Source organism: Salinigranum halophilum, assembly GCF_007004735.1.
Lineage (GTDB): Archaea > Halobacteriota > Halobacteria > Halobacteriales > Haloferacaceae > Salinigranum > Salinigranum halophilum.
The window spans coordinates 554,056-579,424 of record NZ_SSNL01000004.1; the positions used below are offsets into that span (position 1 = coordinate 554,056).

Genomic DNA, 25,369 nt, shown 5'->3' on the forward strand with positions numbered 1-25,369 from the left:
ATTCACGCACGGCGACGGGCCAGGACCCACCGCGAGCCTTCCGGTGGAGTCTCCGAGCCGCTCCGGTCATCAAGCGTGATAGCCGGCGGCGAACGCTTACAAGGGTCCGCGAGGTCACCCCGGTAGGGATAGCGGACGGGCGCCACTCGAAACGAGGACGTTTCGACTGACGACCATGCATCGTTCGCCCCACGCTGTCCCGCTCGGCTCACCCTGCCGAGTCACCGCTCAGAGACCCCGTCGAGGTCAGTCTTTCCCCGGTGCGGGCCATCGCGGCGTCTTCGGTGCCTCGATCCGTTCGAGCTGGTCGTCGGTGAGGTCGACCTCGACGGCCGCGAGGTTCTCGTGGAGGTGCCGCTCGGTGCGGGGGCCGACGATGGGCGCGTCGACGACGTCTTTGTGGAGGAGCCACGCGAGCGACACCTGCGCAGGCGTGGCGTCGACCTCGTCTGCGACCTCCCGGATCGCGTCGAGGACAGCCCAGTTCTCGTCGGTGAATCGGTTCTCGGTGTACTCGTCGGTCTCCGCGCGCGTCCCGTCGGGGATGTCGGCGTCACGGCTGTACTTGCCGGTGAGGAAGCCGCCGGCGAGCGGCGACCACGGGATGACGCCGACGCCCTCGCCCGTACAGACGGGAAGGAGGTTCGCCTCTTCGTGTCGGTCGACGGCATTGTACTCGGGCTGCATACAGGCGAAGCGCTCGTACCCCTCGACGTCGGCGGTGTACAGTGCTCTGGTGAACCGGTACGCCGACATGGTCGAAGCGCCGAGATACCGCACTGTTCCCGACTCGACGAGGGAATCGAGCGCTGAGAGCGTCTCTTCGATCGGGACCGCGGAGTCCCACCGGTGGATCTGGTAGAGGTCGATGTAGTCCGTCCCGAGTCGGTCGAGAGAGCGCTCGACCTGGTCGAGGATGTGTTTGCGGGAGAGTCCCGACTTGTTCGGCCCCTCACCCATCGGGAAGTACACCTTCGTCGCGAGGACGAGTTCCTCGCGGTCGTACCCCTCGATTGCCTCCCCGACGATCTCCTCGGACTCCCCTCGTGAGTAGGCGTTCGCCGTATCGAGGAAGTTCACCCCCGCATCGAGCGCCTCGCGGATGAGGTCGATGGACCGCTCGCGGTCGCCGATCATCCACTCCTGGCCGGAGCCGAAGTTCATACAGCCGAGACAGAGCCGTGAGACCTCGAGGCCGGTGCGTCCGAGTCGCGTGTACGACATGTCGACGGCATCCGCGTCAGTCATACCACGGCCGTCGCGCGCCGTCCGCAAAACTGTGTGTGTCGGTCTCGGCTGGTCTGTTCGGCTCGAATACGACAGCGAGCGTGCTCGGCTGGTGCGTCGCTGTCGGCAGTGTGAGCGCCCTATCGTCGACTCCCGGTTTGTTCCGAAACGACCAGGGGACACAGAGGCCGGCCACCTCACTCGCCGGACGTCTCGTCTTCGAACTGTCCCGCCCAGACGTCGTCGTCGGGTCCTACCTCGCTCCAGTCCCCGTAGGTGCTCTCGAGGAGTTCGAGCACCGTGTCCGCGAGGTCCGTCAGTTCCGCCGTCACCCGCGCCGCGAACTCGCCCCCGTCCGCCCAGGCGTCAGGGGGAGGCGGCACCTCCGCGCGGAGTCGCTCCTCGGCGGGGTCCCAGTAGAAGTCCAGCGCCGTGAACAGCCCCGCGTCGTTGACGGTTCGATACTCCGCCTCCGAGAGGTCCGCGTACGCGGCCCACTCGTTGAACGCCTCCTCCCACGCCCCGTCGAGCAGCACGTCCTCGACGGCCTCGCGGTAGCGGTCGGCCTCGTCCCCGCCGGCCTCATCGGGGTCGACGTCGGCGGGCAGGCCACGGTTCGTCAGGTCCGGGGGGGTCGGTGTCTCCACGTCGAGTGCCATAGCACAGAGTTGTCAGACGAGAATAAATATGTGGCCGCCCCTCGCCGACGGGTCGGGTGTCCCGTACGGATGGGCGCGGCTGGGACGGGAGTCGACGCGCCGCAGCGCCTCGTTAGTCGAGGTAGCGCATCGCCTCGTCGTCCGACACCTGCGTGAACGACGCGTAGAACTGCCCGACGGCCATGAACGAGGGTGGCGTCTCCACGCAGAGGACCTCGTCTGCCTCCGCGCCGAGCCGCTCGATCGTATCCGGGGGGCCGACGGGGACGGCGAGGACGACGCGCGCCGCGCCCGCCTCACGAATCTGGCGCAGGCACGCGATCGTCGTGGCACCGGTCGCGACCCCGTCGTCGACGACGACGACGGTCTTGTCGTGCAGGTCGAGCGGAGGTCGGTCGCCCCGATAGCGGTCGACTTTCTCCTGTGCGGCCGCGCGCTCGCGTTCGATGGCGTCGTCGACGTACGACTCGTCGACGCCGAGTTGGTCGATGTACTCGTCGTTCAAGAAGACCGTCCCGTCGGACGCGACGGCCCCGATAGCGAACTCGGGGTTGCCCGGCGCGCCGAGCTTCCGGGCCGCGACGATGTCGAGCGGGACCGCCAAGGCGTCGGCGACGGCGCGCCCCACCGGGAGGCCACCGCGCGGAATCGCCAACACGACGTCGGCCTCGACGTCGTGGCCCTCGATGAGGTCGGCGAGCTGTCGTCCCGCATCGGTGCGGTCGTCAAACATCGACGTGCCCTCCGGTCCACCGCCCACCGCGTCCGCACCAGTGTCGGGAACGACGGCTCGCCGCCCCCGGTCGTTCCGCCTCGCACTCGTCTCGGCTCCGTGACTGGACACTCATGGACTCGTCTCCCCACAACACTTGGCGCGACGATGACAAATACGCACCGCCGTCGGCGGGGTGCGCACGCGCATCGGTCGCCCGCTGTGTCCGACGCCAGCTCCGATAAATATCACTAAGAGAGACTGTATCGGTTCGGATAACGGACTGCTGTGCGTGAGAGAGAGTCGTTTCAACGTCGTGAGAACCGACCGCAGATTTATGCGAACCACCGTCGTATCAACTAAATGGGGTGAATGACATGAACGAACGCACCAACCCGTTCGAGGAACTGGAGCGACTGTTCGACCGGATGAGCCGGCAGTTCGGGGAGGCGTCGACCCGGTGGGGTGGCATCGAGCCGTTCCAGGGGACGTCGCCGCTCGAGTCGATGGCTGTCGACCTCGTCGAACACGACGAGGAGTTCGTCGTGAGCGTCGACCTGCCGGGGTACGAGCGTGACGACGTCGACATCCAGGTCACGAACCACACACTCCGGATCGACGCCGAGCGCGAGGCCGCCGTCGACGAGGCGGAGGAGAACTACATCCGCCGCGAGCGGCGACACGAGTCCATGCAGCGGTCCATCCAACTGCCCGACGAGGTCGACACGGAGAACGTCGCGGCGACGATGAAAAACGGCGTGCTGACCATCACGATGCCGAAGCTCGAGGTGGAAGCGGCCCGGCAGATCGAGATCGAGTGAGCGCCGCCGCCGACCTCGCTTCTTGCGACGACCCCGACAGCAAAGAGCCCAGAGCGCAGAGCGATGGTATGGGTCGTCGCTGCTCGGAGTGGCTGTGTGCAGTCGGGCTCACACTCGTCCTCCTCGTCGCATCGCTCGTGCCGTCACCGCTCGAGCGACACCCGGAGTGGGAGTGGCTGGGGCCGGACAAGTTCTTGCACTTGGTGGGACACGCGGGGTACGCCGCGGTGCTCGCCGAGGCACTCAGTACGAGGCGGTGCTCTCGCGGGGAGGCCGCCGTCGGTGCGGTCTGTCTCTCGACAGTGCACAGCCTCGTCACGGGGCGACTCCAGACGTACGTACCCGGCCGCGCGTTCGAGCCTGCCGACGTCGTCGCGGGCGTGTTGGGCTCGGTGCTCGCCGCCGCCGGCTGGTACGTCCAGACTGCCCCGGCCGGTTCGGAGACGTCCGGGTGAACGGTCGGGTCGGACTCCGCCCACAGCTAACGCCGTGGGGCTCTGCCGGACATCCGCTGGTGAGTCCGGCCACCGCCGCTCAGCCGTCCGTGTCTCCTCGGGTCCCCTCCCACCCGCCCGCGTCGACGACGGCGAACAGCTTCTGCCAGTTCTCGTCGTCCTCGGCCTCGGGGAGCTGGTTGCGGAGCTGCTGGAAGTCCGACGCCGGGACGAGCGTGGCCACCAGGTCGACGATGACCTGTGCGTGATACGCCGCCGTCGACGGGTCGACCCCCTCGATGGCGGCGACCCGGTCGACGAATTCGTGCCAGTCGAACCGCTGGCTGTGTGTCTCGACGGCCCCGGTCAGGTACCAGTTGATCTCCATCGGGAGCGACGCCGCGAGGTCCTCCGCCCCGCCCGCCGGGATTCGCTGTCCCAGGGTCAAGAGCGTCGCTCGGATGGCGCGGACCGTCTCGCCGGTCCCGGGCAGTTCGAGTCGGTGCTGGACCGTGCCGGTGAACGTATCGAAATTCATACACGGCTAGTTGACATCGAGGCGTCATTAATGTGCGCACGTGTGCCTTACGCAAGAGAGAGAGAGAGCGAGGCGCACGGCGTGACATCGCCGCGGCGTCAGCGGGCGGCGAGAGCGCGTCCTCAGCCGTCGGCCGTCGACGGGTCGCTCCGGATCGCCCGTCTCCGTTCGGGAATCACGTCGAACGCCTCGTTCGTGTCGCCGAGGACCAACAGCGCGTAGTAGCGCAGGAACGTCTGGACCGGGACGGCGACGAGCAGGGTGAGGACGAACAGCGCGACGACGAACAGCGCGACGGCGAGGCCGATGAGGACCCACCCCACGACGTGGACGACGCCGAGGAGGGCCCCACCGACGAGGCCGACGATGGCGAGGGGGATGCCGACGGCGATCGCCCCGACCAGCGTCGCCAGCGCGGTGACGATACCGCCCGCGAGGGCCAACACGAGAGACATGAACAGGTACGCGAGGTACTGCTTCCACTCGCGCCGCACCGTGGGCCAGAACCGCCGCCACGACGCGAGCACGCCGCGCGCTTCGAGCAGCATCACCGGGACGACGAACATCGTGGTGAAGCCGTCGAGGATGCCGCTGAGAATCACGACTAAGACGAGGACGGGCACGGCGAGGAACAAGAGGCCGAGCGCGGCGACCTCCCCACCCAGGAAGACGGGGGCGAACACGGCGACGAGGACGCCGCCGACCACGCCGATGGTGACGACCGAGAGGGCGAGTCGGAACCCGAAGAGGCGGAGGCCCTTCCGCCAGTGCTCGCGCCAGTACTGCCTGATGCTGACCGCCTCTTCTCGCAGGGACTGGACGAAGACGAACTCCATGACCGACCCCACGAAGAGAAAGCCGAGGAAGACGAGCGCGATGATGGCGATGATGGCCGCGATGATGGCGACCTCGGGGGTGCCCAGCGACGGGAGTTCGGGACTCGGCGTCGGGCCCGGCCCCGGGGTGCTGGGTGTCGACGGCGTGCTGCTCCCCGAGAACTGGAACGGGTTGAACCCACCGACGCCGCCGGTGAAAAAGAGGACGACGGCGAGTCGGAGCCACCGTCCCCGCTCGATGGGCCAGAGGAACTCTCTGGTGGCGTCGATGGCATCTTCGATGTCGTCGAGCGCATAGAGCGTCATCGAGTCGACACCCCGTCGGGAAGGCATCGGAACTGTTCGGTCGGATGGAGGGGACCACAGTCGGGCATACGCAGTGGAGATGTCACGATAGTGGGATAAAACTGCTTCGTCTGGCGACGCTCGACGTTTCGGTGTCGTTTTCAGCGGTCGTCCGCAGGGCCTAGGCGATGGACTTCGACACAGGTCGCCGCCGGTTTCTGGAACTCGCCGGAACCGGGACCGCACTCTCGCTCGCTGGCTGTAGCGCCCTCCAAGACGACGCCGCGCCGCAGACGACGGCGGAGACCGCCACTGCGGCGGGTTCCGAAGGCGGCACCCGTCGGGTGACCGTCGCCCTCCAGGCCGACCAGCAGGCACTCCAGCGCCGCCAGCAGGAGATCTCGTCGGAACTCCGCGCGGGCAACCTCACCCGAAGCGAGGCCCAACAGCAGTACCAGGCGACACAGCAGGAACTGCTCTCGAACGCCGTGGCCTCGTTCACCGACCGCGTCGAGTCGACGGCGTCGCTCTCGGTCGTCGACAGCGTCGACCAGTTCGGCGTCTTCCTGGTCGAGGGGTCTGCGACCGCGGTCCTCGACACGCTGTCGTTCGGGTCGGTGAACGCGCTGCTCGCCGCGGAGACGTTCCAGCAGGCACGACAGCAGGCCCAGCGGCAACAACAGCAGGCGCAGGCACAGACCGAACAGTCGAACACCACCACGACTACGACCACGAACGCGAACGCGACTGCGACCGATTCGACCGCGACAGAGACAAACGCGACCGATTCGACCGCGACAGAGACAAACGCGACCGACTCGACCGCGTCGAACTGACGGCCGACGAGGACAGCGGCGCTGTCTCGCTGTCCGTCCGTCTCGCTGGACCGACCCCGCGTCCGTCTCGGTGGCGTCGCCCCGTCGAATGCTGACCAACCGGGACGACACGCGCCTGCCACCGACGACAGCGGACAGCCACCGCGCCGTCGCGGAACGCACGACCGGGCCGACGACCGCGAGGCGGCACGAACAGTTATGGTATCCCGTCGACATGAGATGGTGCGCACTGAGATTCAATCATGAACGACATCACCGAGGCGACCATCGACGACATCCACGTCGCGTACGAGGGCGGCGAACTCACCTGCCGCGAACTCGTCGAAGCGTATCTCGACCGCATCGAGGCCTACGACGAGAACGGTCCCGCACTCAACGCCATCGTCACCGTCAATCCGAACGCGAGGGCGCGGGCGGACGAACTCGACGCCGCCTTCGACGAGAGCGGCTTCGTGGGCCCGCTTCACGGCATCCCCATCGTCGTCAAAGACCAGGTCGAGACGGCCGGAATCACGACGACGTTCGGTTCCGAGGCCTTCGCCGATTACGTGCCCACGGAGAACGCGACGCTCGTCACGCGACTCGAGGACGCCGGGGCAGTCATCCTCGCGAAGACGAACCTCCCCGACTGGGCCACCTCGTGGTTCGGCTACTCGTCGGTCATCGGACGCACCAAGAACCCGTACGACCTCGACCGCGACCCCGGCGGGTCGTCGAGCGGGACCGGCGCGGCCGTCGCGGCCAACCTCGGCACGGTCGGCATCGGCGAGGACACCGGCGGCTCCATCCGCCTCCCGGCCGCGTACACCAACCTCTTCGGCATCCGCGTGACGCCGGGGCTGCTCCCGCGGACCGGGATGTCGCCGCTCGTCGTCTCGCAGGACACCCCGGGCCCGATGGCGCGCACGGCGAAGGAGTTGGCACAGGTCCTCGACGCGACGGTCGGCTACGACGCGGCCGACGAGTACACCGCGGTGAACGAACTCACTGAGGCCGCCGGCCACTACACCGACTCGCTCGATGCGAACGCGCTCGCGGGGGCCCGCATCGGTGTCCTCCGTGACCTGTTCGGCGACAGGGACGCCCCCGACAGCGGCCCCGTCACGCGGAAAGTCGACGAGGCGGTCGAGACGATGGCCGACGCCGGGGCCGAACTGGTCGACCCGGTCTCGATTCCGAACCTCGGCGAGCACTTCGAGGCCACGCTGCTCTACATCGCCCAGTCCAAGCGCGACCTGAACGAGTTCTTCGCCGCGCGCGAGGACGCCCCCGTCGGCTCGGTGTCGGAACTGTACGAGTCGGGGCAGTACCACGAGGTCCTCGACCTGTTCATCGGCATCGCCGAGAACGGGCCGGAGGACCCCACGGACGACCCCGGCTACTGGGAGGCCGTCGCCGCTCAGTCCGCGTTCCAGCGGGCGGTCCTGAACGTCTACGCCGCACACGACCTCGATGTCCTGCTCTGTCCCGACGCCCAGGTCATCCCGCCGACGGCGGCGGCCATCGAAGCGGGCGAACTCGACACGATGACGTTCCCGACCAACACCATCCTCGCCTCGCAGTCGGGGCTCTGTGCTGTCTCGGTCCCCGCGGGACTGACCGACGACGGCCACCCGGTCGGAGTCGAACTCATCGGGAAGCCGTACGACGAGTCGACCCTCCTGTCGCTCGCGCACTCGTTCGAGCAGGTCGCGCCCGCGCGCGTGCCACCGGCGACGACGCCGCCGCTCGACGACTGAGTCGGGGAGGCGTCCAGGCCTGGGCGCGAGATACCCACGTCGACTGCTCCGACCCGTATCTTCATCCGACGGCGGGAACGAACAGCCGGCACATGGCAGTTCCCACACACACGCTCCCGAGCGGCGACGAACTCCCCGCGGTCGGCCTCGGGACCTGGAAACTCGACGACGAGACGGCGAAAGAGAGCGTCCACGCGGCGCTGGACGCGGGCTACACGCACGTCGACACCGCCGAGGGCTACCGCAACGAACGCGGTATCGGCGAGGCGCTCGCCGAGTCCGAACACGACCGCGACGACGTCTTTCTCACCTCGAAGGTCCTCCCGAAGAACCTCACCTACGACTCGCTCATCGAGGCGTGTGAGGCCTCGCTCGACCGACTGGGAACGGAGTACCTGGACCTGTACCTCATCCACTGGCCGAACCCGGCCATCTCGCTGCGGGAGTCACTGGACGCGATGGCGACGCTGTCGGACCGCGGGCTGGTCCGAAACGTCGGCGTGTCGAACTTCAGCGCCTACCAGCTCAGCTGTGCCCACCACGTCAGCGACGTCCCCATCGCGGTGAACCAGGTCGAGTTCCACCCGTGGTTCCAGCGGCCCGACCTCGTCGACTACTGCCGCGACACCGAGACCGTGGTCGAGGCCGCGGCACCGCTCGCGCGGACCGAGATATTCGCTGACGAGGTGGTACGCGAACTGGCCCAGAAGTACGACACGTCCGCGGCACAGGTCGTCCTCCGGTGGGCGCTCGACCGCGACGTGGTCGTCCTGCCGAAGTCCTCCTCGCCGGCGCACGTCCGGCAGAACCTGGAACTCGACTGGGAACTGGACGACGCGGACCGAAGCCGCCTCGACGACCGCGACCGCGACCAGCCGGTGTACGACACGCCCGCGCGTGACTGGACGGGGGACACGTACGGCATCAACCGGTGAGCGAGAACCAGGACGGGGACTCGATGTGGATCGAGTGACGGAAGGCGGGAGACCGCTATCCGAACGTCTGACGTGACGGCTCGTCGCGGGCCCGGTCGAGCGTGACGACGAGGACGCTGCCCGTTGGACTGTCTCCGTCGGTGTCAGTCGGGGTCGTGTCCACGTATTCTTCTCCCTGGCTGTCTTCGACCTGGGTGCGGTCCTCGACGTGGACGGAGCCGTCGTATATGTCGACGAGTGTGTCGACCAGATAGAGCCCGAGACCGGACCCGGGGCTCTCCAACCCCATCTCGCCGCGGCCGAAGATGACGTCCTTGCGACTGTCGGGGATACCCGGGCCGTTGTCGGCGATTCGAACCGTCACGGTGTCGGGGTCGACTGTGACTGACACGACGACCTCGGGCGCGTCCGTATCGTTGTGGACGACGGCGTTCGTCAGGAGGTTGCCGAAGACGGAGGTGAGGAGTTCAGTCGCTGCGACGTCGATCCCGTGTGGGAGAGCGCTGTCGACAGTGACGACCGCGTCCTCGTGTGTCGACTGGATTTTTGCGATCTCGGTCTCGAGCAGTCGACCGAGGTCGACGGCGTGGAGGTCGGGGTCGCTATCGGATTCGAGCATCTCGAGGAAGTCGCCGACGGTCTGGGCGATTCCGTTGATGTGCTGTCCGGAATTGATGATGAACTCGAGGTACTCCTCGCCCGCCGGGTCGACGTGGTCGTGAAGGCGGTCACCCCAGCCGATGATGACCGAGACGTCGTTCTTGATGTCGTGCCGGACGATGCGGTTCAACAGCGCGAGTTCCTCGTTTCGGCGGGCAAGTTCCCGTTCGCGACGTTCGCGCTCGACGGCGTACTGGAGTGTCCGTCTGAGGAGTTTCGGCGTGAGGTCCGACTTGATGACGTAGTCTTGGGCCCCACGTTCGACGGCCTCGATTCCGACGCGTTCGTCATCGAGACCAGTGAGCACGACGACCGGTTCATCGCCGGAGGCGTCGAGCATCGCCGCAAGGGTTTCCAGCCCCGAACTGTCCGGGAGTTCGAGGTCGAGCAAGACGAGATCGACCTCCTCACCAGCTGTGGCAAGGGCCCCGTCCAAGCGTTCGACCCGGTGGAGTTCGGGCCTCCCCTCGAGGCCGGGCCAGTGTTCCTCTCGGAGGTACTCCTCGATGAGGCGTGCGTCGCTTTCGTTGTCCTCGACGAGCAGGATTCGTTCGGGTGCCACGTCAGTCATGTGTCGAAGGGGTCACCTCCGGAATCCAGAACCGCATCGTCGCGACGACAGTCTCGATGAACGTGTCCGGGTCGGTTGGCTTCATAACGTAGGCGTTAGCTCCTGCTTTGTATGCGGCGGCAATATCCTCTGGGTTTTCCGAACTCGACAGGACGACTACGGGCGTGTGGCTCGACGCGCGGTCACGAAGCGCGTCGAGGACCTCGAGTCCGGACCGGCCCGGGAGGTTCAGGTCGAGCAATACGAGGTCGAGGTCGAAGTCGACGGGGCGACGGTCGGCGGCGAGCCACTCGATCGCGTCTGTCCCGTTGGCAATGACCTGAACTGTGACGTCGGTCGGCGCAGCCGCGACGCCCTCCTCAATGAGGTGGACGTCGCCGGGGTTGTCCTCGAAGACGAGGAGGCACGCCCCGTCTGCTGGCAGCACGCAGTCGGTCACGGCGCTCGCTTCCGCTGGAGCCTGACTCGGAACGTCGACCCACGGCCGGGAGTGGATTCAGCTCGGATCGTCCCACCGTGGTGGTCGACGATTTTTCGACAGACCGAGAGGCCGATACCGGTACCGGCGAACTCCTCACGGGTGTGGAGTCGCCTGAACACCTCGAAGACGTCGTCAAGTCTGTCGGGGTCAATGCCGATTCCGTTGTCCGTGACGGCGTACTCCACGACGTCGCCGTCGTGGTCGACGGAGACGGCGACACGGGCGTCGTCTTCGCTGTACTTGATAGCGTTCTCGACGAGGTTCTGGAACAGTTGGACGAGTTGGCTCTCGTCGCCGGCGACAGCACCTGCAGACGAGGGGAAGCTGACGGTCGCGTTCGACTCGTCGATCATCAACTCGAGGTTTCTCCCGACCTGCTCGAACACGGTGGCCATCTCGACCGGCTCGAACGCGGCATCGCTCGTCGTCACCCGCGAGTAGGCCAATAGTGCCTGAATCATCTCTCGCATCCGGTCGGCGCCATCCACGGCGAAGTCGATGAACGTCTCTGCGTCGGCGTCGAGTTCGTCGCGGTAGCGCCGTTCGATCAGTGTGAGGTAACTCGAGACGGTCCGAAGCGGCTCCTGAAGGTCGTGGGATGCCGCGTAGGCGAACTGTTCGAGCTCCTCGTTCGATCGTTCGAGCTGGGCACGCGTCTCGTAGAGGAGTCGCTCGTGCTCTGCGCGATTCAGTGCCTCCTCGACAGTCGCCGCGAGAATCGTGAGCAGTTCTCTGTCGGTCGCAGAGATGGCGCGGCTCACAGTCGACGCACTGACCAGCACGCCGTGGCCGCCAAGGGGCACGATCATCTCCGACTGCAACAGCGTCTCGTCGTTGTACCGACCGTCGACCGACTGGAGGTCGTCGTAGACGAGCGGCTCGTTCCGCGCGAACGACTCCCAGGCCAGCGCCTCGTTCCGCACGAACGTCGGCTGGTCGCCGACCACCTCCGCCGCCGCGTCGGTCATCACTGCGGGGGCGAGCGAGTTCGTCGGCTCGTCGTGCCACCAGACGCCTGTTATCGGGAGTTCGAGGACCGACTGTGCGCTCTCGATGGCGATGCGGGCAATCTCGTCCGCGTCGCCGGTCGTCAGGAGTCGCTGGGCGGTCTCGTTGAGGCGCCGGAGCTTCGTCTCTACCGCGTCACCGGCGAGTTCGTACCCGACCCACTGGACGAGCAGGTCGGCGAACGCCCGCTCCGTCTCGTCGAACGGGTGTGTCCGGTTGTCGTGGTCAGCGAAGCAGAGCGTTCCATACACGTCCCCGTCGACGACGACCGTCCCACCGAGATAACAGCCGAGACCGAACGCCTCGTATGCCGGGTCGTCTTCCCACCCCTCGTCGGCGGCGCTTCGGACGTGGAAGACGCCGCCGGTCTCGACCGTCCGGCGACAGTACGTCTCACTCAGTGGGACTGACGTGCCGGGCTGGAGGTCCGGATGGTCACCCCACGCCTCGACGACGTGTTGGCGGTCGTCGTCGACACGGGTCAGGAAGCCGTGGTCGACACCCAGTCGGTCACAGCCGAGGCGGAGCACCGACGCCAGTTTCGTCCCGAAGTCGCGGTCGGCGTCGGCAGCGACCGCGGTGACCTCCCGGAGTGACTGCTCGCTCTCTCGGAGCGACTGTTCTAGACGCTTTCGCTCGGTTATGTCCCGGGCGAACCCAACCCACTGTGCGACGCGGTTCTCCGCGTCGAAAATCGGGAACGTGAGGTTCGAGAGGTACCGGAGGTCGCCTTTGGTGTCGTAGATGCGGTAGTCGTCTTGTATCTCCGCTGGTGGGTCGTTCTCGTCGGCCCACTGTGCCATCCGGGTCGTCATCTCGAGTTGTTCGCGTCGATCGTCGGGGTGGACACACGAGAAATACGCCGTCAGGTCGTCGTAGAGTTCCTGTTTGGAGAGGCCGGTCGTCTCCGCAATCGTGTCGTTGACGTAGAGTACCTCGGTCATGTCCGCCGTCCCGAGCCAGATACCCGTCTGACTGGAGTTGACAATCTGCATCAGCGAGTCGAGAAACTCGGCACGGGTACTGTCGGCGAGGGTCGCCCGCTCGACGGCCCGGTCGAGCTGTTCTTTCAGCTCGCGGATGTCCTGTTCGCGTCGGTAGCGTTCGGTGACGTCGCGATTCGTACAGATGAGTTTGCCGTCGTCGAGCAACGAGAGTGCGATCTCCTGTCGGACGGGACTGCCGTCGCGTTTCCTGCCGATTGTCTCACCGCGCCACTCGCCCGCACACTCGATCTCCGGGAAGACCTCGCGTTCGATCCGCTCGATCTCGTCATCGTCGTACAGCCGTCGCCAAGTGCTGCCGATGAGCTCCTCGGCCTCGTACTCAAAGATGCCGGCGTGTGCCTGATTCATGTAGATGTACTCGTCGTCGGTGTCGAGGACCGAGATGCCGTCCATCGCCGCCTCCATCGCCGCCGACTGCATCTCAAGCGCCTCCTCACGGCGCCTGAGTTCGGTGACGTCGGTCGCAACACCCAGGACGGCCGGGTCGGTCGACCCGACGGGGTCGTACGGGATTTTAGTCGTCTCGTAGACGCGTCGTTCGCCATCGGCGGTCGTCAACGGCTCCTCGGCGATGTGTTTCGGCTCGCCGGATTCGATGACCGCACGGTCGTCAGCACGGAATCGCTCGACCTCTGTCCGCGAGCTGGCGAAGTCGGCATCGGTCGATCCTTCCAACTCGGCAACGGTGGTGCCGTAGGCTGCGGCCGTCGCCTCGTTTGCGAGGAGGAACGTCCCCCCGGCGTCCTTGACGAACACCAACTGCGGCAGGATATCGATTATCTGACGGAGACGGTCCCGACCGGCACGCACCTCCCTGCGGTCTCGCTGTCGACCCAGTTCCTTGCCGACCCACTGTGCGACCAGTCGAACAAACGTCTCTTCGCTCTCGGAGAACGGAGTCGCTCGGGGTTGACGGCTGGAGAAGTTGACCGTTCCGTACCGTTCACCGTCGAGGACGACGGGTGCGCCGAGGTAGGCTTCGAGCCCGAACTCACGGTACGCCGGGTGTCGCTGGACCTCCACGCCCGCGTTGTGGAAACCAACCACCTCGTCCGACTCGACGACAGACGCACAGAAGGTCTCAGTCAACTCGAACGTATCTCCGGTCCCGATTGCGGTGTCGGGAGTCCCGGCTGGCGTGACGACGTGACCGACGGTGTACACCGGCGGCTCGATTTCAGCGAGGATACCGACGTCAAGTCCGAGGTGTGACGCCCCGAGTTCCAAGACGGCTCGCAGTTGGGCTTCGAACGGCCGCGTCGAGTCGGTCGCGATGTCGTGAAACGCGCGGAGTGCCCGGTTACGCCCGAAAGCGCGCGTTTGACCGTCGTTGGTGTCGGCCGAAGCTGAGCGTGTGTCGGCCGCTCTCGGCGTGGTCCCACCGGTCGACCACTCGTCGAACCAGAGCGTCGTCCCGTCGGGGCCGGGGTACACCCGGACCGCGTGGCACGCGGCTCGCGCGTTGTCGACCCTGTCGATCAGAGCCGGCGCACCCGCGTCGACTGCACGACGGAGCGGGTCGCTCACGGTGAGGTCGGCGAGCCACGGGGCCACCTCCCAGATAACGGTTCCCAGGAGGTCGTCAGCATCGCGGTCAAAGAGGGCCGCAGCCTGTGGACTACAAGACGTTATCCGCCAGTCGGTGTCGAGACCACAGATTGAGCCGTCGATGCGTCCGAACACGTCGTCGGGAACGCGCGCCGATTCGGTTGGGTCGTGCGATCCCGAACTCATCTGTCTCCCCCGGCACCGAGCGGTGCGGGACGCCGAGGGTCGGTCTTGTCGACGGACTCGGTCTCGTCGAGTCGGTCGCTGAGCGATTCGAACCGCTCTCGGAGGCGTCCGTACGCGTCGCTCGCCTCGAGGGCGACACGCGAGTGCTCAGCCTCGAGCGCGTGCAGTTTCGATTCGAGTGCACGGTACTGTCTGACCACCCGGCCGGCTTCGTTTCGCTCGAAGAGGTCAGCAACGACTGCCCGGAGGTCGGCCTCGTGAATCGGTTTCGAGATGTACGCGTCGAAGTCCAGGTCGACGACGTCGAACGAGGGCTCGACGGACGTCAGCAGTGCGACCCGACAGTCGTAGTGCTGAGCGCGGATCCAGTTGAGTACCTCGTCGCCGGAGGTCCCCGGCATCCGGCGGTCTAAGACGACGATGTCGACGTCGTCGTCGAGCACCCGGAGCGCTTCGTCACCGTCGTGAGCGGTCCTGACAGTGTAGTCGTCCTCGAGCCAAATCGCGTGCATCTGTGCGAGCCGCCTGTTGTCCTCCGCGACGAGTACGACCTGCTCGTCGGCATCGGCTGCGAGGTACGTCTCACCCCACTCGGCGAGGGCGTCGATTACCTCGGCCAGCGCGTGGCCCCGTTCGGTCAATGAGTACGCAACGCGCAGTGGCCGGCGACTCACCTCGGTTCGTTCGACAACCTGGTACGTCTGGAGTTCGACGAGGGCGTCTGTCAGTACCTTCGCCGAGATACCGTCGAGTCGGTCCTCCAAGTCGCTGAATCCGATTCCGTCCCCCGCAGCGAGCGTCCGGACGACGTGTGGGTGCCACTTTTTCGAAAGCAGCGCAGCGCTCTCACCGAGGTACTCCCCTGGGTCTGCATCTGGCGAACACGTTCGGGGATGATTCATGATAGCTATGACATCTCTCTGGCTATAATCCTTCTGTAGTGAGAGAATGACACTATAACATGAATGTCTGAACATCGTTGGACGCCCGACAGACGGCTGAAATGGTACGCGTTGCCCGCCGCGGTCGGTCCGGAGCCTCGTGTCACTCCGGCGCTGTCCGTGCCGCGCACGCGCGGAGGCGAGGATCCAATGATTCGACGCCACTGATTGGGGCGGACGCAGTCCAATCACAGCAAGAACCCCCGCACTAACCTGTCGGTAAGCGACCCGCAAACAAATCAGTAAGCAGACACTTATTGCTCGGGCGAGGAACCGTTCGGTCGTAATGATACGAATCACTCACGCAGTCCTCATGGCAGGACTCGTCCTCGTCGCCACGACCGCAGTCGGCGCGAGTGCGTTCACCTCCGCGAGTATCGACCGCGAGGCGAACGCGAACGTTGTCGCAGACCAGAACGGGTTGCTCTCGCTCACCGACGGTAACTCCGGCGACCTCATCTTCGAAGACGACTCTGGGCAGCTCGCCATGGATCTCACCGCCGGGTCGGCGAAAGGCGCGAACACCGACGCGCTGTTCGTCTTCGGTGACCGCCAGTCACCGAGTACCACACAGGCGTTCACGCTCACGAACAACGACGCCACGACACACGACATCACGGTCTCGTACGACGGTACCGACGACAACAGCGCGGCGAACCTCAAGTTCGAAATCTACGACGCGGAGGGCTCGTCCGTTGGGACTGTCGACGAGGAGGGTACGACTGCGACCATCAGCGCCCCAGCTAGCGCCACGTACTACGTGGTCGTGGTGCTCGACACCGGCCACGGTCAAGCGGGCGTTCTGCAGGAGGACACAGACCTCTCGGGGACGCTCAGCTTCACCATCGACGACGAGAACTGACACCGACTGACGAGCGGTCGGACCGACCACACAACCATCGCCGACCGACCGCGCGGCGCGGCCACCACCACACGACCGCCCTGCACGACTGTCACCGACCGGCCCAGTATCGGTCGGCCGGCCACCACGGTCTGTCGGGCAGACCATCCAGAGGCACCCACCGCTTGAGACACCGATGATCCGATCCGTTCTGCTCGCCGTCGTACTCCTCTCCGTCGCGCTGGCGCTAGCCGCACCGGTAGTTTCGCCAGTCCATCTGTCGTACGTCACCTCCGACAGTATGGCGCCGACGTTAGAGCCCACCGACGGGTACGTGCTGGTCCCCGCAGGCACTATCGAACCGGGCGACATCGTCACCTACGACTCCCCGGAGCGAGCAGGACTGGTGACCCACCGGGTGGCCGCTGTGACCGCCGTCGGCCTCGTCACACGGGGCGACGCCAACCCCTCGACCGACCAGGCGGCGGGCTACCCGCCGGTTCAGCGGGACGACGTCGTCGGCGCGGTACTGACGCTCGGTGGCGAGCCAGTCGTCGTCCCGCGGCTCGGTGCGGGAATCGCCCTCGTAGAGGCGTACTGGTACCTGGTCGTTGGAGTGCTGGTCGGGCTCGGACTCATCGACGTCACGCGGACGTCCAGCTCCAGACGACGGATGCGAGCGGTGGTCGTCCGTGGTCGAGACGTCGTGTTCCCCGCAGCTATCGTCGCCGTCCTCGTCGGCGTCGCGCTCGTCTCGATGGCTGCGGTCGGCCAGACGCAGACGTATCAAGTCGTCGAGACCGAGACGGCAGGCCCCAGCCAGCTGACCGTCGGCCAGATACACACCGAGACGGTCAACCTCCAATTGGCGAGGACGTCGATGACGCACGTCGTGTACGACACAGAGGGCATGGAGTTCGTTTCCGTCGCGTCGACCGACGCGGCGTCGGCACCCCGTCCTGCTTCCGGTGACCCCGCCGGCCGGATTTGGGACCGGTTCTACAGTACCTCAAGCCGGACGGTGACGGTCAGCGTCCCACCGCAAGAGGCGCTCGGTACCCATCGAACGCGGCTCAGCGTCTCCCCGTACCCGGCGACGCTCCCTTACGGCGTGGTGGCTGCGCTGCACGAGGTCCACCCACTCGTCGCCGCACTGTCGACCGTGCTGGTCGTCGTCGGCTCGTTCTCCGCCCTCTACTGGCTGCTGGTTGACACCGCGACCCCACTCCGGGGAAGTCGGAGCCGTCGGTTGCACCATCTCGGGAGGCGGCGATGAGGCGCAGGCGGCGCTGGCAGCCGCGTGGTCACCGTCTGCCGTGGCTGAGGGTGCTCCTCGTGGTGTGCGTACTCGTATCGGCAGTAGGGGCCGTCTCGATCGGGCCGAGCACGGCGTTCACGAGCGCCACGCTCGCTCGGGGGTCGGCCGCGCCCGTCACCGGCGACGCCACCGGCTTGCTCGGACTCGACGTCTCCCCGAGCGTGTCGGCGGGCACCGAGAGTCGACTCGTGACCGTCACGAACCGGTTCAGCAAGTCGGTGACGGCCGTCGTCACACTCGACGGTGGTAGCGGGACGCTTTCGAACGCTCGTGGCCTGCTCGCACCTGGCGCGTCGATGGTCACGACGGTGACGCTGGGGTGTGGCACGCCGCCCGACAGCGTCACGTTCAGCGTCGCCACGACGGCCAAGACGGAGCTCCGCGCCGCGGCGAAGCGGTCGACCACCGTCGACGCCAGTGGCTGTACGCGCGCGTCCGCTTCGTTCGCGAGCATCAGCGTCGTCGACCAGAGCGACCAGCGCCCGCCGCGGAAGGCGCGGTACACGGTCCAGTACGTTGTCGACGCGCGCGAGACGACGTTCGAGCGCGTCACTGTCGAGTTCGACAACCGCGACCGCAACGAGGTCGAGATGCGCTCGTCGACGGCGCCGAACGACGTCGTCCAGTTCGCGAGCGGTGGCAACCGGAAGGGAGAGACGTACGTCATCACGATTCGACTGTTCGACGCGGACGGCGAGGTCGGGACCGCGCGGATCGAGGTGACCGACAGTGCCGACGGCGACGGGACGGTGTACGCGGCACCGTGACGCTGGCTGTCGACAGATGAGACCGCAACGCGGGACCGCTCGCTCGCAGACAGGTCAGCCCACGCCTGTGTCGAGGCTCCACACGGTGGCAGCCCGCTCGCGTGTACGCCGTGGCCACAGCCGACTTTCCTCGCGGTAAGTCGGGAGCGAAGGTCAGGGTTAGCGCGTGCTTTTGCGGTAGCAAACCAACGCCAGTCCATGCAGAACCGTTCAGCCGCCGAGGGGGAGACGAGGTGAACGGCTCACTCTCACTCCGCGCGCGGTACCTCTGTGTGAAGTACGGTCGCGTCGTCATCGTGTCGCTGGTCGTCGTCAGTCTTCTCAGCTTCGCAGCGGCGGCGACTGTGGCCACAGCCACGCCGGAGCCGGAACGAGTGACGGTCCAGACAGATATCCAGAGCGTCCAGTCGTCGCTCACGGCGGGCGCGGTCGTGACCGGCAATACCACGCTCTACGACTCGGGGGCAGTCGTCGCTGACCAGCCGGTCTATCTCCTGGCGGCGACGCCGAACCTCACGGTGTCAGGGATGACGCGGGTCCCCGACGACCGGCCCGTCACGATCTCCCAGGAGCTCACGCTCGAAATCGCTGCGACTCGGGACGGTGAGGCCTTCTGGACGGAGCGACGAACACTGGCCGCAACGACTCGTGAGGTGAGAAAGGGGACCGCTCGGACCACGGCGACGGTCGACGTCGAACGGCTCAGTCGTGGGCGGTTGGCCACTGTACGCGCGGAGGCGGGGCAGGTTGGAACCGTCACCGCGAGGGTCGTCTTCGACGTGCACTACGACACGGGAACCTACGCCGGCCGGCTTAACGCGAGCGCTCCGCTCGTCGTTACCGACCACGCCTACGAGTTCGAGACGCCTCGGACGACGGCACGGAACCACTCGACACCCGTGACTCACTGGGTCGAGCCGTCGGCTGGCAGGACCGAGGGCGGCACGGGAGGATGGTTACAGTCGCCCGGCCGTCCGGCTTGGCTCGGCGGCATGGGCGCAGTGGCGCTCGGCGCTGGCGCGGCCGTCGTCGCCGTTCGCCGCAGCGTCGGTGACGCCGACTCCCTCAACCGAGAGTACGAACGGCTGCGCTATACTGAGTGGATCTCGCGGGGACGCATCCCTGCTCACGGGGCCACGGTCTACGTTCACATCGAGAGCCTCGTCGAGCTCGTCGACGTCGCGATTGATTCGGAGAAGCGAGTGATTCACGACGCCCAACAGAACCGCTATGCCGTCATCGACGGAACCGTCATGTACGAGTTCCGTGACGACGACGCGGAGACGAGTGACACAGGTGTCGATTCGCATCGCTGACCGAGCGAACAGGTCACTCCGAGAGACTGACTGGCGTCTCTCGTTCGGCCGATTCGTAGACCGCGTCCAAGACGCGCATGTCGACCAGCGCGTGCCCGCCGTCGGGGTGAAAGGGCGTTGCCGTCAGGAGGTGGTGTCCGAAGTACGCGAACTCCGCTTCGAGCTGGTGGACCGGGTCGAACTCGAGGGCGGCCTCCATCCCCCCGCGGACGACCGTGACCGCTCTGGCTTCCCGTTCGTAGAAGGCCGGGTCGAGGACGAGTTTCCCCTCGGTCCCGGTGAGTTCGAGTCGGCTCGCGTGCTGTGCGTTCTGGCTCACGGTACAGTGCGCCTGCACCCCGTCGGGGAACTGCAGGTCGAACGAGGCGTGCTCGTCGACCCCGCCGAACGCCTCGTGGACCGAGCGGGTGTGACCGGTCACCTGTTCGGGGTCGGCGTCGAGGACGAACCGCGTGGTGTTGAGCGGATACACCCCGAGGTCCATCAGCGCACACCCGCCCGAGAGCGCCGGGTCCAGCCGCCACTGGTCCGTCGACTCGCTCAGTTCGCCGAGCATCACCTGTGACATGGAGGCGTGGACGTGGACGACGTCGCCGATGAACCCCTCGTCGAGCAGCTCTTTCACGCGACGGACCGCGGGGTCCGTCTGCATCCGATAGCCGACCATGAGTGGGACGTCCGCGGCCTCACACGTGGCGACCAGCCGCTCGGCCCGCTCCAGCGTCGCCTCCAGCGGTTTCTCACAGAGGACCGCCTTCCCCTGTTCGGCCGCGGCCTCGACATACTCGAGGTGGGTCGCGTTCGGCGTCGCGACGTACACCGCGTCGTACTCGTCCGCGACGTCGCCGTCGGTGAACGCCTCCGGGGTGACGCCGGTGAGGTCGTGCTCGGTGGCCAACTGCTCGACTGCGTCGTCGTCGACATCGGTCACCACCGTCGCCTCCGTGAACGCCGAGCGCTGGATACCCGGGAGCGCCCAGCCACGTGTGAACCAGCCGAGACCGACGACCGCGACGCGGACGGGGTCCTCTACGGTCGCGGGGTCGCGCGTTTGCCAGTCGCGACGGGTGAAGTCGTCGAAGAAGTCGTCGAGGTGTGCGTCCATCGTGACCGACTGTCTCGGGGGAGGCCAATAGTTCCGCCGACGCGGCCCGACATCAACCCTCGCCCGAACCGAAGACGCCCCGGCAGGGGACGGGGAACGAACGGGGCTCGTGCGGACGCTTCGTCCCACCCCACGGAGCGGTGCGCGCAGGACAGTTATCGGGCGTGAACTGGTCGAAAAATGGGTCGAAAAGGTCTGAGGCGCACGATTATTCGGCACGCACCCACCAAGGGCTTAAGCCCGCTCGGCCCTTCGTTTCAACTGATGAGTTCTCCCCACAGAGCCGACGCTGACCGACGGGATTCGGTGTCGTACGAGACGGTCGACCTCGGCGTGCTGGTGATCGGTGCGGGTGCAGCGGGAGCGCGAGCGGCCATCGAACTGGTCGAACAGGGGGTCGACCCCGAGGAGGTGCTGGTCATCGGGAAGCGGAGCCACGGCGACGCACACACCACGTGGGCGCGCGGCGGCATCAACGGGGCACTCGGGACGCACGACTCCGAAGACGACTGGACCGTCCACGCGGCGGACACCATCAACGAGGGCCACCACCTCAACGACCCGGCGAAGGTCGAGACGGTCACGAAGCGGATGCCCGGCCTCCTGCGCGAACTCGACGAGTGGGGGATGCCCTACAGCCGCACCGCGGCGGGCGACATCGACCAGCGCTACTTCGGCGCGCAGTCGTTCCGGCGGACGGCCTTCGCGGGCGACCACACCGGCGAGTCACTCTTGAACACGCTCGTCGAGCGGGCCCAGTCGCTGGCCATCCCCTACCGCGAGAACGTCTACATCACGCGACTGCTCGAATCCGACGGGCGTATCCACGGCGCGGCTGGCTTCGACATGGACACGGGCGAGTTCGTCCTCTTCGAGGCCGAGACGGTCGTCCTCGCCGCCGGGGGGTACACGAGCCTCTACGACCGCCACTCCTCGCGGGACGACGAGAACACCGGCGACGGGCCCGCGCTCGCGTACCAGGCCGGTGCCCGGCTGATGGATATGGAGTTCGTCCAGTTCCACCCGACGGGGATGGTCGGCGCTCGCTACGGTGCGGAGTGGGATGGCCGCCTCGTCACGGAGGCCGTCCGCGGTGAGGGTGGTCGGCTGTTCAACGACGAGGTCTCCGAGAGTGAAACGCGTGGTGGCTCGGGAGAACGGCGTTCTCCCGGCGGCGAGCGGTTCATGGAGCGGTACTCGCCGGACCAGATGGAACTCGACGCACGGGACGTGGTCGCTCGAGCCATCGCCCAGGAGATCAGCGAGGGCCGCGGTACCGACGCGGGTGGTGTCTTCCTCGACATCTCACACCGCGACCGGTCGTTCATCCGAGCGCGACTCCCCCGGATGTACGAGCGCTTCGCCGACCTGGGCGTGGACCTGGCCGAAGACCCCGTGGAGGTCGCACCGACCGCCCACTACGGGATGGGTGGCGTCGTCGTCGACGAGACGGGCGAGACGGACATCTCGGGGCTGTACGCCATCGGCGAGACGATGGCAGGGGTCCACGGGGCCAACCGGCTGGGCGGGAACTCCCTCGCAGAGACCATCGCCTTCGGAGCGGTCACCGGTGAGGCGATCGCCGAGCGCCTCGACCAGCGCGACCGAGCGGCGAGTGACACCGTCGCGGACCACGCACGCGTCCACCTCGCCGCACTGCGCCGACTCGCAGACAGCGACGGGACGTACGACCCCGAGGCGCTCATGGACGACCTCCGGGCGGTGCTGTGGGACCACGCGGGCATCCTCCGCGACCAAGAGACGCTCCAGGAGGGGCTCGAACAGGTGCGCGCGATTCGTCGCCGTGCGGCAGACCTCTCGGTCGGCGGGCTCACCAGCCGCTCGTTCGAGTTCGCGATGAACCTCACCTTCGCGCTCGACGTCGCCGAGGCCATCCTTCGCGGGGCCGCGATGCGGACGGAGTCGCGTGGGGCACACGCCCGGACCGACTACCCCGACGAACACGACGAGTGGCAGCGCAACATCGTCGTGAGCCGGGGCTCGCTCGGGTCGATGCGACTCGACACCGCGCCGGTCCCCGAGCCGAGCGACGCGGTCCAGGCCGCGCTCGACGCGGGCTTCGAGCTGGACTACCACCAGCTCGAGTGACCCGCCACGACGGGCTCGTGCGACACCCCGGACGTTATCCCCGTGTGTGCAGTGGCTGCTACGTATGGAACTCACCGTGTACGGCCCGCTTCGGGCGGCGACGGGCGAGAAGACCGTGCGGGTCGACGCGGCCGGCGAGACGGTTCGCGACGTACTCGACGCGTTCGTCGACGCGTACCCCCGTGCCGGCGCGCATCTGACCGACGACGAGGGGGCGTTGCGACCGAGCGTCCGCGTGGTGGTCGACGCGGAACGGGTCGGTCTCGACGAGTCGGTCGCCGGAGTCGCGTCGATGCAGCTGTTCCCGGCGATGCGCGGCGGCTAACGGCCGTACTGTGCCCGGACGACGTCGGCGAGGCCGACGTCTTCGAGCACCGCCATCGGGGCGAGCATCGACAGCTGGACGACGCCCGGGAGGCGGGCGATCTCGACGCCGCCGGTGAAGGTACAGCGCGAGCGGACCTCCCCTTCGCTCATCCCGAACAGCTCACACGCCCGGTCGAAGGCGTTCTGTGTCGCGTCGTTGATGGTCGCCCCCGAACCGATGAACTGTATCGGTCCGGCGTCGTGGAGGTGGTCGACGCCGTACTCGGCGGCGAGGGCCTCGCCGACGGACCGCTCCTCGTCCGTGTAGGGCTTCGCGATGTGGGGCAGGTCCTCCTCGTTCGGGAGGAGCAACGGGCCCGGCAGGTCGAGTCCTTTGATGACCTCGACCTCGAGTTCCGTCCTGCCGCTCACGTCCGTCGTGTGCAAGGAGAGCTCGCCGTCGCCCTGGTTCGCGTGGAGGTCGCCGACGTAGAGGCCGGCCCCCTCGACGCGGACGGGGCAGATGAGCGTCGCCCCCGGGCGGACGTCGTTCGAGTCGAGATGCCCGTCCGTCCGGGCTTCGAGCGCTTCTTCGTCGGGCAGGCCCCAGTCGTGGCCGGCACCGATGAGGAACTGCCCGAAGTCGCCGGCGTTGTGCGAGTCGGGGAGTTCGACCGCGGGCGTCGTCCCGATGTTGCCGATGAACGGCCGCAGGCGACCGAGCGCGCCGGGCATCTCGTCGGGTTCGTACAGGAGAATGGGATGCTGACGCGAGTTCTCCGGGAGCGCCATCGCCTCCTCGGCCCGCTCGGCCAGGTCGTGTGCCCCCTCGTGGCCGACGGTGATGCCGACGGTCCGGTCGTCGTCGAAGACGACGGTGTAGCCGTACTCGAAGCCGAACGACGAGGCGTTCGCCCCGCACTCCGCACAGCGAATCGCGCCCTCGCCCGTCCCCTCGACGACCGACTCGGGCCACGGTGTCCCACACTCCGGACACTGGTGGTCGACGAAGGGGTCGTCGCCGAACGCCCCCTCTCGCTCGGCCATGCTCCCGGTGCTGGTGGCGATACTGGTCACCTCGACGTCCTTGATACGGACGACGAGCGCGTCGCCGGGCGCTGCGTTCTCGACGGCGATGGGCCGCGTCACCTCGTGACCCCCGCGGAACTCCGGCGTGATCATCGGCCCCCAACACCCTGCGGGCGTGTGCGTTCGGACGGTCCCGCCGTCGCGGACGGTTCCAGCCCACTCCTGTTCGGGACCGACGAGCCCCAGCGTGAACTCGTCGACGTCGAGGACGTCTGAAATCTGTTGGGACATACGTCTCACTCTTCGCCTGTAGTGTGTTAGCTATTGTGTCCGAGGAGGCCGTCCCCGACACACCCCGTCGTCGCCGCCGACAGCCGTTCACCCACTCATGCTAACTGGTAGCAACCATCAAGTCAATCCGTGTCGTAGTTCCCTGTCGTATGCGCCTCGTACACTCGGGGGAGTCGTCCGCGGCGTCCGACTCTCTCACCGGCTCCGCAGCACAGGCGGGCGAGCGGCTCCTGCAGGCCGGCGCCGGGCTCGGCATCGCGCTCTACGCCGGTGGGCTCGTCCTGGGTGCCGTCGACCTCGCGACGCTGGGCGTCGTCATCGGCGTCAGCGGCGCTATCGGAAACCTCCTGCTCGGGGCGTTCCGGCGCTCCGTCGGGGACACCACGAGCTGAAACGGGCTGGAGTCACGTCCGGAACCGGGTCGACGGGACACAGCGAGTCGGCGGCCCGAGCGCGGGAATCACTCGTCGGACTCCGTCCACGACCGGAGTCGTGAGGTTCCTTCGCGCGTCCCTGTGAGCGTTTGCGTACGGCGTCCGACAGTCGGCAGCGTGAGTGCCCCGACAGCGCTGCTGGACGTCGTCACCGAGGAGGCGACGGCGTTCACCGACGGTCTCGGGCGTGTCGTCGCCCGACGAACGGTCGAGAGCCACCACAGAGCCGATTCTGGATGGTATATTTAGATAGAATTAATTAGACTAAATAGATGATATCGGTTCGGACATATCTCTCGGAGAAAGTTGCAGTTACTAGCAGTTATATAGCGTACAGCACAAATGTCGGATGTATATCTATCGGTGACGGGTACGAACACGCAAAATATTTCGGCGCACTGCTCGCGGCTGGACCGGTCATAATCAGAC

General features: G+C 66.8%; 24 protein-coding genes. 13 read left to right on the plus strand and 11 right to left on the minus strand.

The window, feature by feature from the left end; genetic code table 11:
* Positions 1–246: 246 nt before the first annotated feature.
* From E6N53_RS11365 to E6N53_RS11375, 3 genes are all read right to left on the minus strand, one after another.
* Positions 247–1,224: an aldo/keto reductase gene (locus E6N53_RS11365; RefSeq protein ID WP_142859656.1), complete on the minus strand. Its 978-nt coding sequence runs from the start codon at positions 1,222–1,224 to the stop codon at positions 247–249.
* 200 nt (positions 1,225–1,424) lie between these two features.
* Positions 1,425–1,886 carry a DUF7992 family protein gene (locus E6N53_RS11370; protein WP_142859362.1) on the minus strand — a complete coding sequence of 154 codons (462 nt, stop codon included), beginning with the start codon at positions 1,884–1,886 and terminating at the stop codon, positions 1,425–1,427.
* A gap of 112 nt (positions 1,887–1,998) precedes the next feature.
* Positions 1,999–2,619, minus strand: a complete 621-nt coding sequence (locus E6N53_RS11375) for a phosphoribosyltransferase (protein ID WP_142859364.1) — start codon at positions 2,617–2,619, stop codon at positions 1,999–2,001.
* A gap of 356 nt (positions 2,620–2,975) precedes the next feature.
* Between E6N53_RS11375 and E6N53_RS11380 the strand changes: the two genes are divergently transcribed.
* Positions 2,976–3,419 (plus strand): Hsp20/alpha crystallin family protein, encoded by a 444-nt coding sequence (locus E6N53_RS11380; RefSeq protein WP_142859366.1) that lies wholly within the window; start codon positions 2,976–2,978, stop codon positions 3,417–3,419.
* Positions 3,416–3,874 (plus strand): VanZ family protein, encoded by a 459-nt coding sequence (locus tag E6N53_RS11385; RefSeq protein WP_236642338.1) that lies wholly within the window; start codon positions 3,416–3,418, stop codon positions 3,872–3,874. The genes E6N53_RS11380 and E6N53_RS11385 overlap by 4 nt, the downstream gene beginning before the upstream one ends.
* Before the next feature lie 79 nt (positions 3,875–3,953).
* On the opposite strand, the gene E6N53_RS11390 is transcribed toward E6N53_RS11385, so the two are convergent.
* Together E6N53_RS11390 and E6N53_RS11395 are read right to left on the minus strand one after the other, a co-directional pair.
* Positions 3,954–4,391 carry a DUF2267 domain-containing protein gene (locus E6N53_RS11390; protein ID WP_142859368.1) on the minus strand — a complete coding sequence of 146 codons (438 nt, stop codon included), beginning with the start codon at positions 4,389–4,391 and terminating at the stop codon, positions 3,954–3,956.
* 122 nt (positions 4,392–4,513) lie between these two features.
* The gene (locus E6N53_RS11395) at positions 4,514–5,533 is read right to left on the minus strand and encodes a DUF7544 domain-containing protein (protein ID WP_142859370.1); all 1,020 of its coding nucleotides are present in this window, start codon (positions 5,531–5,533) and stop codon (positions 4,514–4,516) included.
* 167 nt (positions 5,534–5,700) lie between these two features.
* Here E6N53_RS11395 and E6N53_RS11400 point away from each other — a divergent pair, with 167 nt between their 5' ends.
* The 3 genes from E6N53_RS11400 to E6N53_RS11410 all read left to right on the plus strand — a co-directional run bounded on the left by E6N53_RS11400 (position 5,701) and on the right by E6N53_RS11410 (position 9,022).
* On the plus strand, positions 5,701–6,348 hold the full coding sequence (locus E6N53_RS11400; protein ID WP_142859373.1) for a hypothetical protein: 648 nt from the start codon (positions 5,701–5,703) through the stop codon (positions 6,346–6,348).
* 242 nt (positions 6,349–6,590) lie between these two features.
* A complete protein-coding gene (locus tag E6N53_RS11405; protein ID WP_136590455.1) occupies positions 6,591–8,087 on the plus strand; it encodes an amidase in 1,497 nt (498 codons plus the stop codon).
* 92 nt (positions 8,088–8,179) lie between these two features.
* Positions 8,180–9,022, plus strand: a complete 843-nt coding sequence (locus tag E6N53_RS11410) for an aldo/keto reductase (RefSeq protein WP_142859375.1) — start codon at positions 8,180–8,182, stop codon at positions 9,020–9,022.
* Positions 9,023–9,077: 55 nt separating this feature from the next.
* Here E6N53_RS11410 and E6N53_RS11415 read toward each other — a convergent pair whose 3' ends face one another.
* Genes E6N53_RS11415 through E6N53_RS11430 form a run of 4 tightly spaced genes read right to left on the minus strand, consistent with a single transcriptional unit; the run spans position 9,078 to position 15,385 of the window.
* Positions 9,078–10,253: a hybrid sensor histidine kinase/response regulator gene (locus E6N53_RS11415; protein WP_142859377.1), complete on the minus strand. Its 1,176-nt coding sequence runs from the start codon at positions 10,251–10,253 to the stop codon at positions 9,078–9,080.
* The gene (locus tag E6N53_RS11420) at positions 10,246–10,680 is read right to left on the minus strand and encodes a response regulator (RefSeq protein WP_201741127.1); all 435 of its coding nucleotides are present in this window, start codon (positions 10,678–10,680) and stop codon (positions 10,246–10,248) included. The genes E6N53_RS11415 and E6N53_RS11420 overlap by 8 nt, the downstream gene beginning before the upstream one ends.
* A gap of 8 nt (positions 10,681–10,688) precedes the next feature.
* On the minus strand, positions 10,689–14,483 hold the full coding sequence (locus E6N53_RS11425; protein WP_142859379.1) for a PAS domain-containing protein: 3,795 nt from the start codon (positions 14,481–14,483) through the stop codon (positions 10,689–10,691).
* The gene (locus E6N53_RS11430; RefSeq protein WP_161596546.1) at positions 14,480–15,385 is read right to left on the minus strand and encodes a winged helix-turn-helix transcriptional regulator; all 906 of its coding nucleotides are present in this window, start codon (positions 15,383–15,385) and stop codon (positions 14,480–14,482) included. The genes E6N53_RS11425 and E6N53_RS11430 overlap by 4 nt, the downstream gene beginning before the upstream one ends.
* 325 nt (positions 15,386–15,710) lie before the next feature.
* Between E6N53_RS11430 and E6N53_RS11435 the strand changes: the two genes are divergently transcribed.
* The 4 genes from E6N53_RS11435 (at position 15,711) to E6N53_RS11450 (ending at position 19,666) form a co-directional block, all read left to right on the plus strand.
* Positions 15,711–16,286: a hypothetical protein gene (locus tag E6N53_RS11435; protein ID WP_142859383.1), complete on the plus strand. Its 576-nt coding sequence runs from the start codon at positions 15,711–15,713 to the stop codon at positions 16,284–16,286.
* Positions 16,287–16,461: 175 nt separating this feature from the next.
* Positions 16,462–17,541: a signal peptidase I gene (locus tag E6N53_RS11440; protein WP_142859384.1), complete on the plus strand. Its 1,080-nt coding sequence runs from the start codon at positions 16,462–16,464 to the stop codon at positions 17,539–17,541.
* 62 nt (positions 17,542–17,603) lie between these two features.
* Positions 17,604–18,350, plus strand: a complete 747-nt coding sequence (locus E6N53_RS11445; RefSeq protein ID WP_142859386.1) for a hypothetical protein — start codon at positions 17,604–17,606, stop codon at positions 18,348–18,350.
* A gap of 233 nt (positions 18,351–18,583) precedes the next feature.
* The gene (locus tag E6N53_RS11450) at positions 18,584–19,666 is read left to right on the plus strand and encodes a DUF5305 family protein (protein WP_142859388.1); all 1,083 of its coding nucleotides are present in this window, start codon (positions 18,584–18,586) and stop codon (positions 19,664–19,666) included.
* Between the two features lie 13 nt (positions 19,667–19,679).
* Here the strand turns inward: E6N53_RS11450 and gfo6 are convergent, their stop codons facing one another.
* Positions 19,680–20,771 (minus strand): D-xylose 1-dehydrogenase Gfo6, encoded by a 1,092-nt coding sequence (gene gfo6, locus E6N53_RS11455; RefSeq protein ID WP_142859390.1) that lies wholly within the window; start codon positions 20,769–20,771, stop codon positions 19,680–19,682.
* 264 nt (positions 20,772–21,035) lie between these two features.
* Here gfo6 and E6N53_RS11460 point away from each other — a divergent pair, with 264 nt between their 5' ends.
* The gene (locus E6N53_RS11460; RefSeq protein WP_142859392.1) at positions 21,036–22,880 is read left to right on the plus strand and encodes an L-aspartate oxidase; all 1,845 of its coding nucleotides are present in this window, start codon (positions 21,036–21,038) and stop codon (positions 22,878–22,880) included.
* 64 nt (positions 22,881–22,944) lie between these two features.
* Positions 22,945–23,205, plus strand: a complete 261-nt coding sequence (locus E6N53_RS11465; protein ID WP_142859394.1) for a ubiquitin-like small modifier protein 1 — start codon at positions 22,945–22,947, stop codon at positions 23,203–23,205.
* Here E6N53_RS11465 and E6N53_RS11470 read toward each other — a convergent pair.
* On the minus strand, positions 23,202–24,506 hold the full coding sequence (locus E6N53_RS11470) for an acetamidase/formamidase family protein (protein WP_136592060.1): 1,305 nt from the start codon (positions 24,504–24,506) through the stop codon (positions 23,202–23,204). The genes E6N53_RS11465 and E6N53_RS11470 overlap by 4 nt on opposite strands.
* A gap of 149 nt (positions 24,507–24,655) precedes the next feature.
* On the opposite strand from E6N53_RS11470, the gene E6N53_RS11475 reads away from it, so the two are divergent.
* Both E6N53_RS11475 and E6N53_RS21450 read left to right on the plus strand, forming a co-directional pair.
* Complete coding sequence (locus tag E6N53_RS11475) at positions 24,656–24,898, plus strand: hypothetical protein (protein ID WP_142859396.1); 243 nt, start codon at positions 24,656–24,658, stop codon at positions 24,896–24,898.
* Between the two features lie 159 nt (positions 24,899–25,057).
* Complete coding sequence (locus E6N53_RS21450) at positions 25,058–25,189, plus strand: hypothetical protein (protein WP_269090096.1); 132 nt, start codon at positions 25,058–25,060, stop codon at positions 25,187–25,189.
* Positions 25,190–25,369: the final 180 nt, after the last annotated feature.

Excerpts from the sequence above, each read along its gene's own strand:
- E6N53_RS11365 (WP_142859656.1), bottom strand. The coding sequence starts at position 1,224 with ATGTCGTACACGCGACTCGGACGCACCGGCCTCGAGGTCTCACGGCTC.
- E6N53_RS11370 (WP_142859362.1), bottom strand. The coding sequence starts at position 1,886 with ATGGCACTCGACGTGGAGACACCGACCCCCCCGGACCTGACGAACCGT.
- E6N53_RS11375 (WP_142859364.1), bottom strand. The coding sequence starts at position 2,619 with ATGTTTGACGACCGCACCGATGCGGGACGACAGCTCGCCGACCTCATC.
- E6N53_RS11380 (WP_142859366.1), top strand. The coding sequence starts at position 2,976 with ATGAACGAACGCACCAACCCGTTCGAGGAACTGGAGCGACTGTTCGAC.
- E6N53_RS11390 (WP_142859368.1), bottom strand. The coding sequence starts at position 4,391 with ATGAATTTCGATACGTTCACCGGCACGGTCCAGCACCGACTCGAACTG.
- E6N53_RS11395 (WP_142859370.1), bottom strand. The coding sequence starts at position 5,533 with ATGACGCTCTATGCGCTCGACGACATCGAAGATGCCATCGACGCCACC.
- E6N53_RS11400 (WP_142859373.1), top strand. The coding sequence starts at position 5,701 with ATGGACTTCGACACAGGTCGCCGCCGGTTTCTGGAACTCGCCGGAACC.
- E6N53_RS11405 (WP_136590455.1), top strand. The coding sequence starts at position 6,591 with ATGAACGACATCACCGAGGCGACCATCGACGACATCCACGTCGCGTAC.
- E6N53_RS11410 (WP_142859375.1), top strand. The coding sequence starts at position 8,180 with ATGGCAGTTCCCACACACACGCTCCCGAGCGGCGACGAACTCCCCGCG.
- E6N53_RS11415 (WP_142859377.1), bottom strand. The coding sequence starts at position 10,253 with ATGACTGACGTGGCACCCGAACGAATCCTGCTCGTCGAGGACAACGAA.
- E6N53_RS11425 (WP_142859379.1), bottom strand. The coding sequence starts at position 14,483 with ATGAGTTCGGGATCGCACGACCCAACCGAATCGGCGCGCGTTCCCGAC.
- E6N53_RS11430 (WP_161596546.1), bottom strand. The coding sequence starts at position 15,385 with ATGAATCATCCCCGAACGTGTTCGCCAGATGCAGACCCAGGGGAGTAC.
- E6N53_RS11435 (WP_142859383.1), top strand. The coding sequence starts at position 15,711 with ATGATACGAATCACTCACGCAGTCCTCATGGCAGGACTCGTCCTCGTC.
- E6N53_RS11440 (WP_142859384.1), top strand. The coding sequence starts at position 16,462 with ATGATCCGATCCGTTCTGCTCGCCGTCGTACTCCTCTCCGTCGCGCTG.
- gfo6 (WP_142859390.1), bottom strand. The coding sequence starts at position 20,771 with ATGGACGCACACCTCGACGACTTCTTCGACGACTTCACCCGTCGCGAC.
- E6N53_RS11460 (WP_142859392.1), top strand. The coding sequence starts at position 21,036 with ATGAGTTCTCCCCACAGAGCCGACGCTGACCGACGGGATTCGGTGTCG.
- E6N53_RS11465 (WP_142859394.1), top strand. The coding sequence starts at position 22,945 with ATGGAACTCACCGTGTACGGCCCGCTTCGGGCGGCGACGGGCGAGAAG.
- E6N53_RS11470 (WP_136592060.1), bottom strand. The coding sequence starts at position 24,506 with ATGTCCCAACAGATTTCAGACGTCCTCGACGTCGACGAGTTCACGCTG.
- E6N53_RS11475 (WP_142859396.1), top strand. The coding sequence starts at position 24,656 with ATGCGCCTCGTACACTCGGGGGAGTCGTCCGCGGCGTCCGACTCTCTC.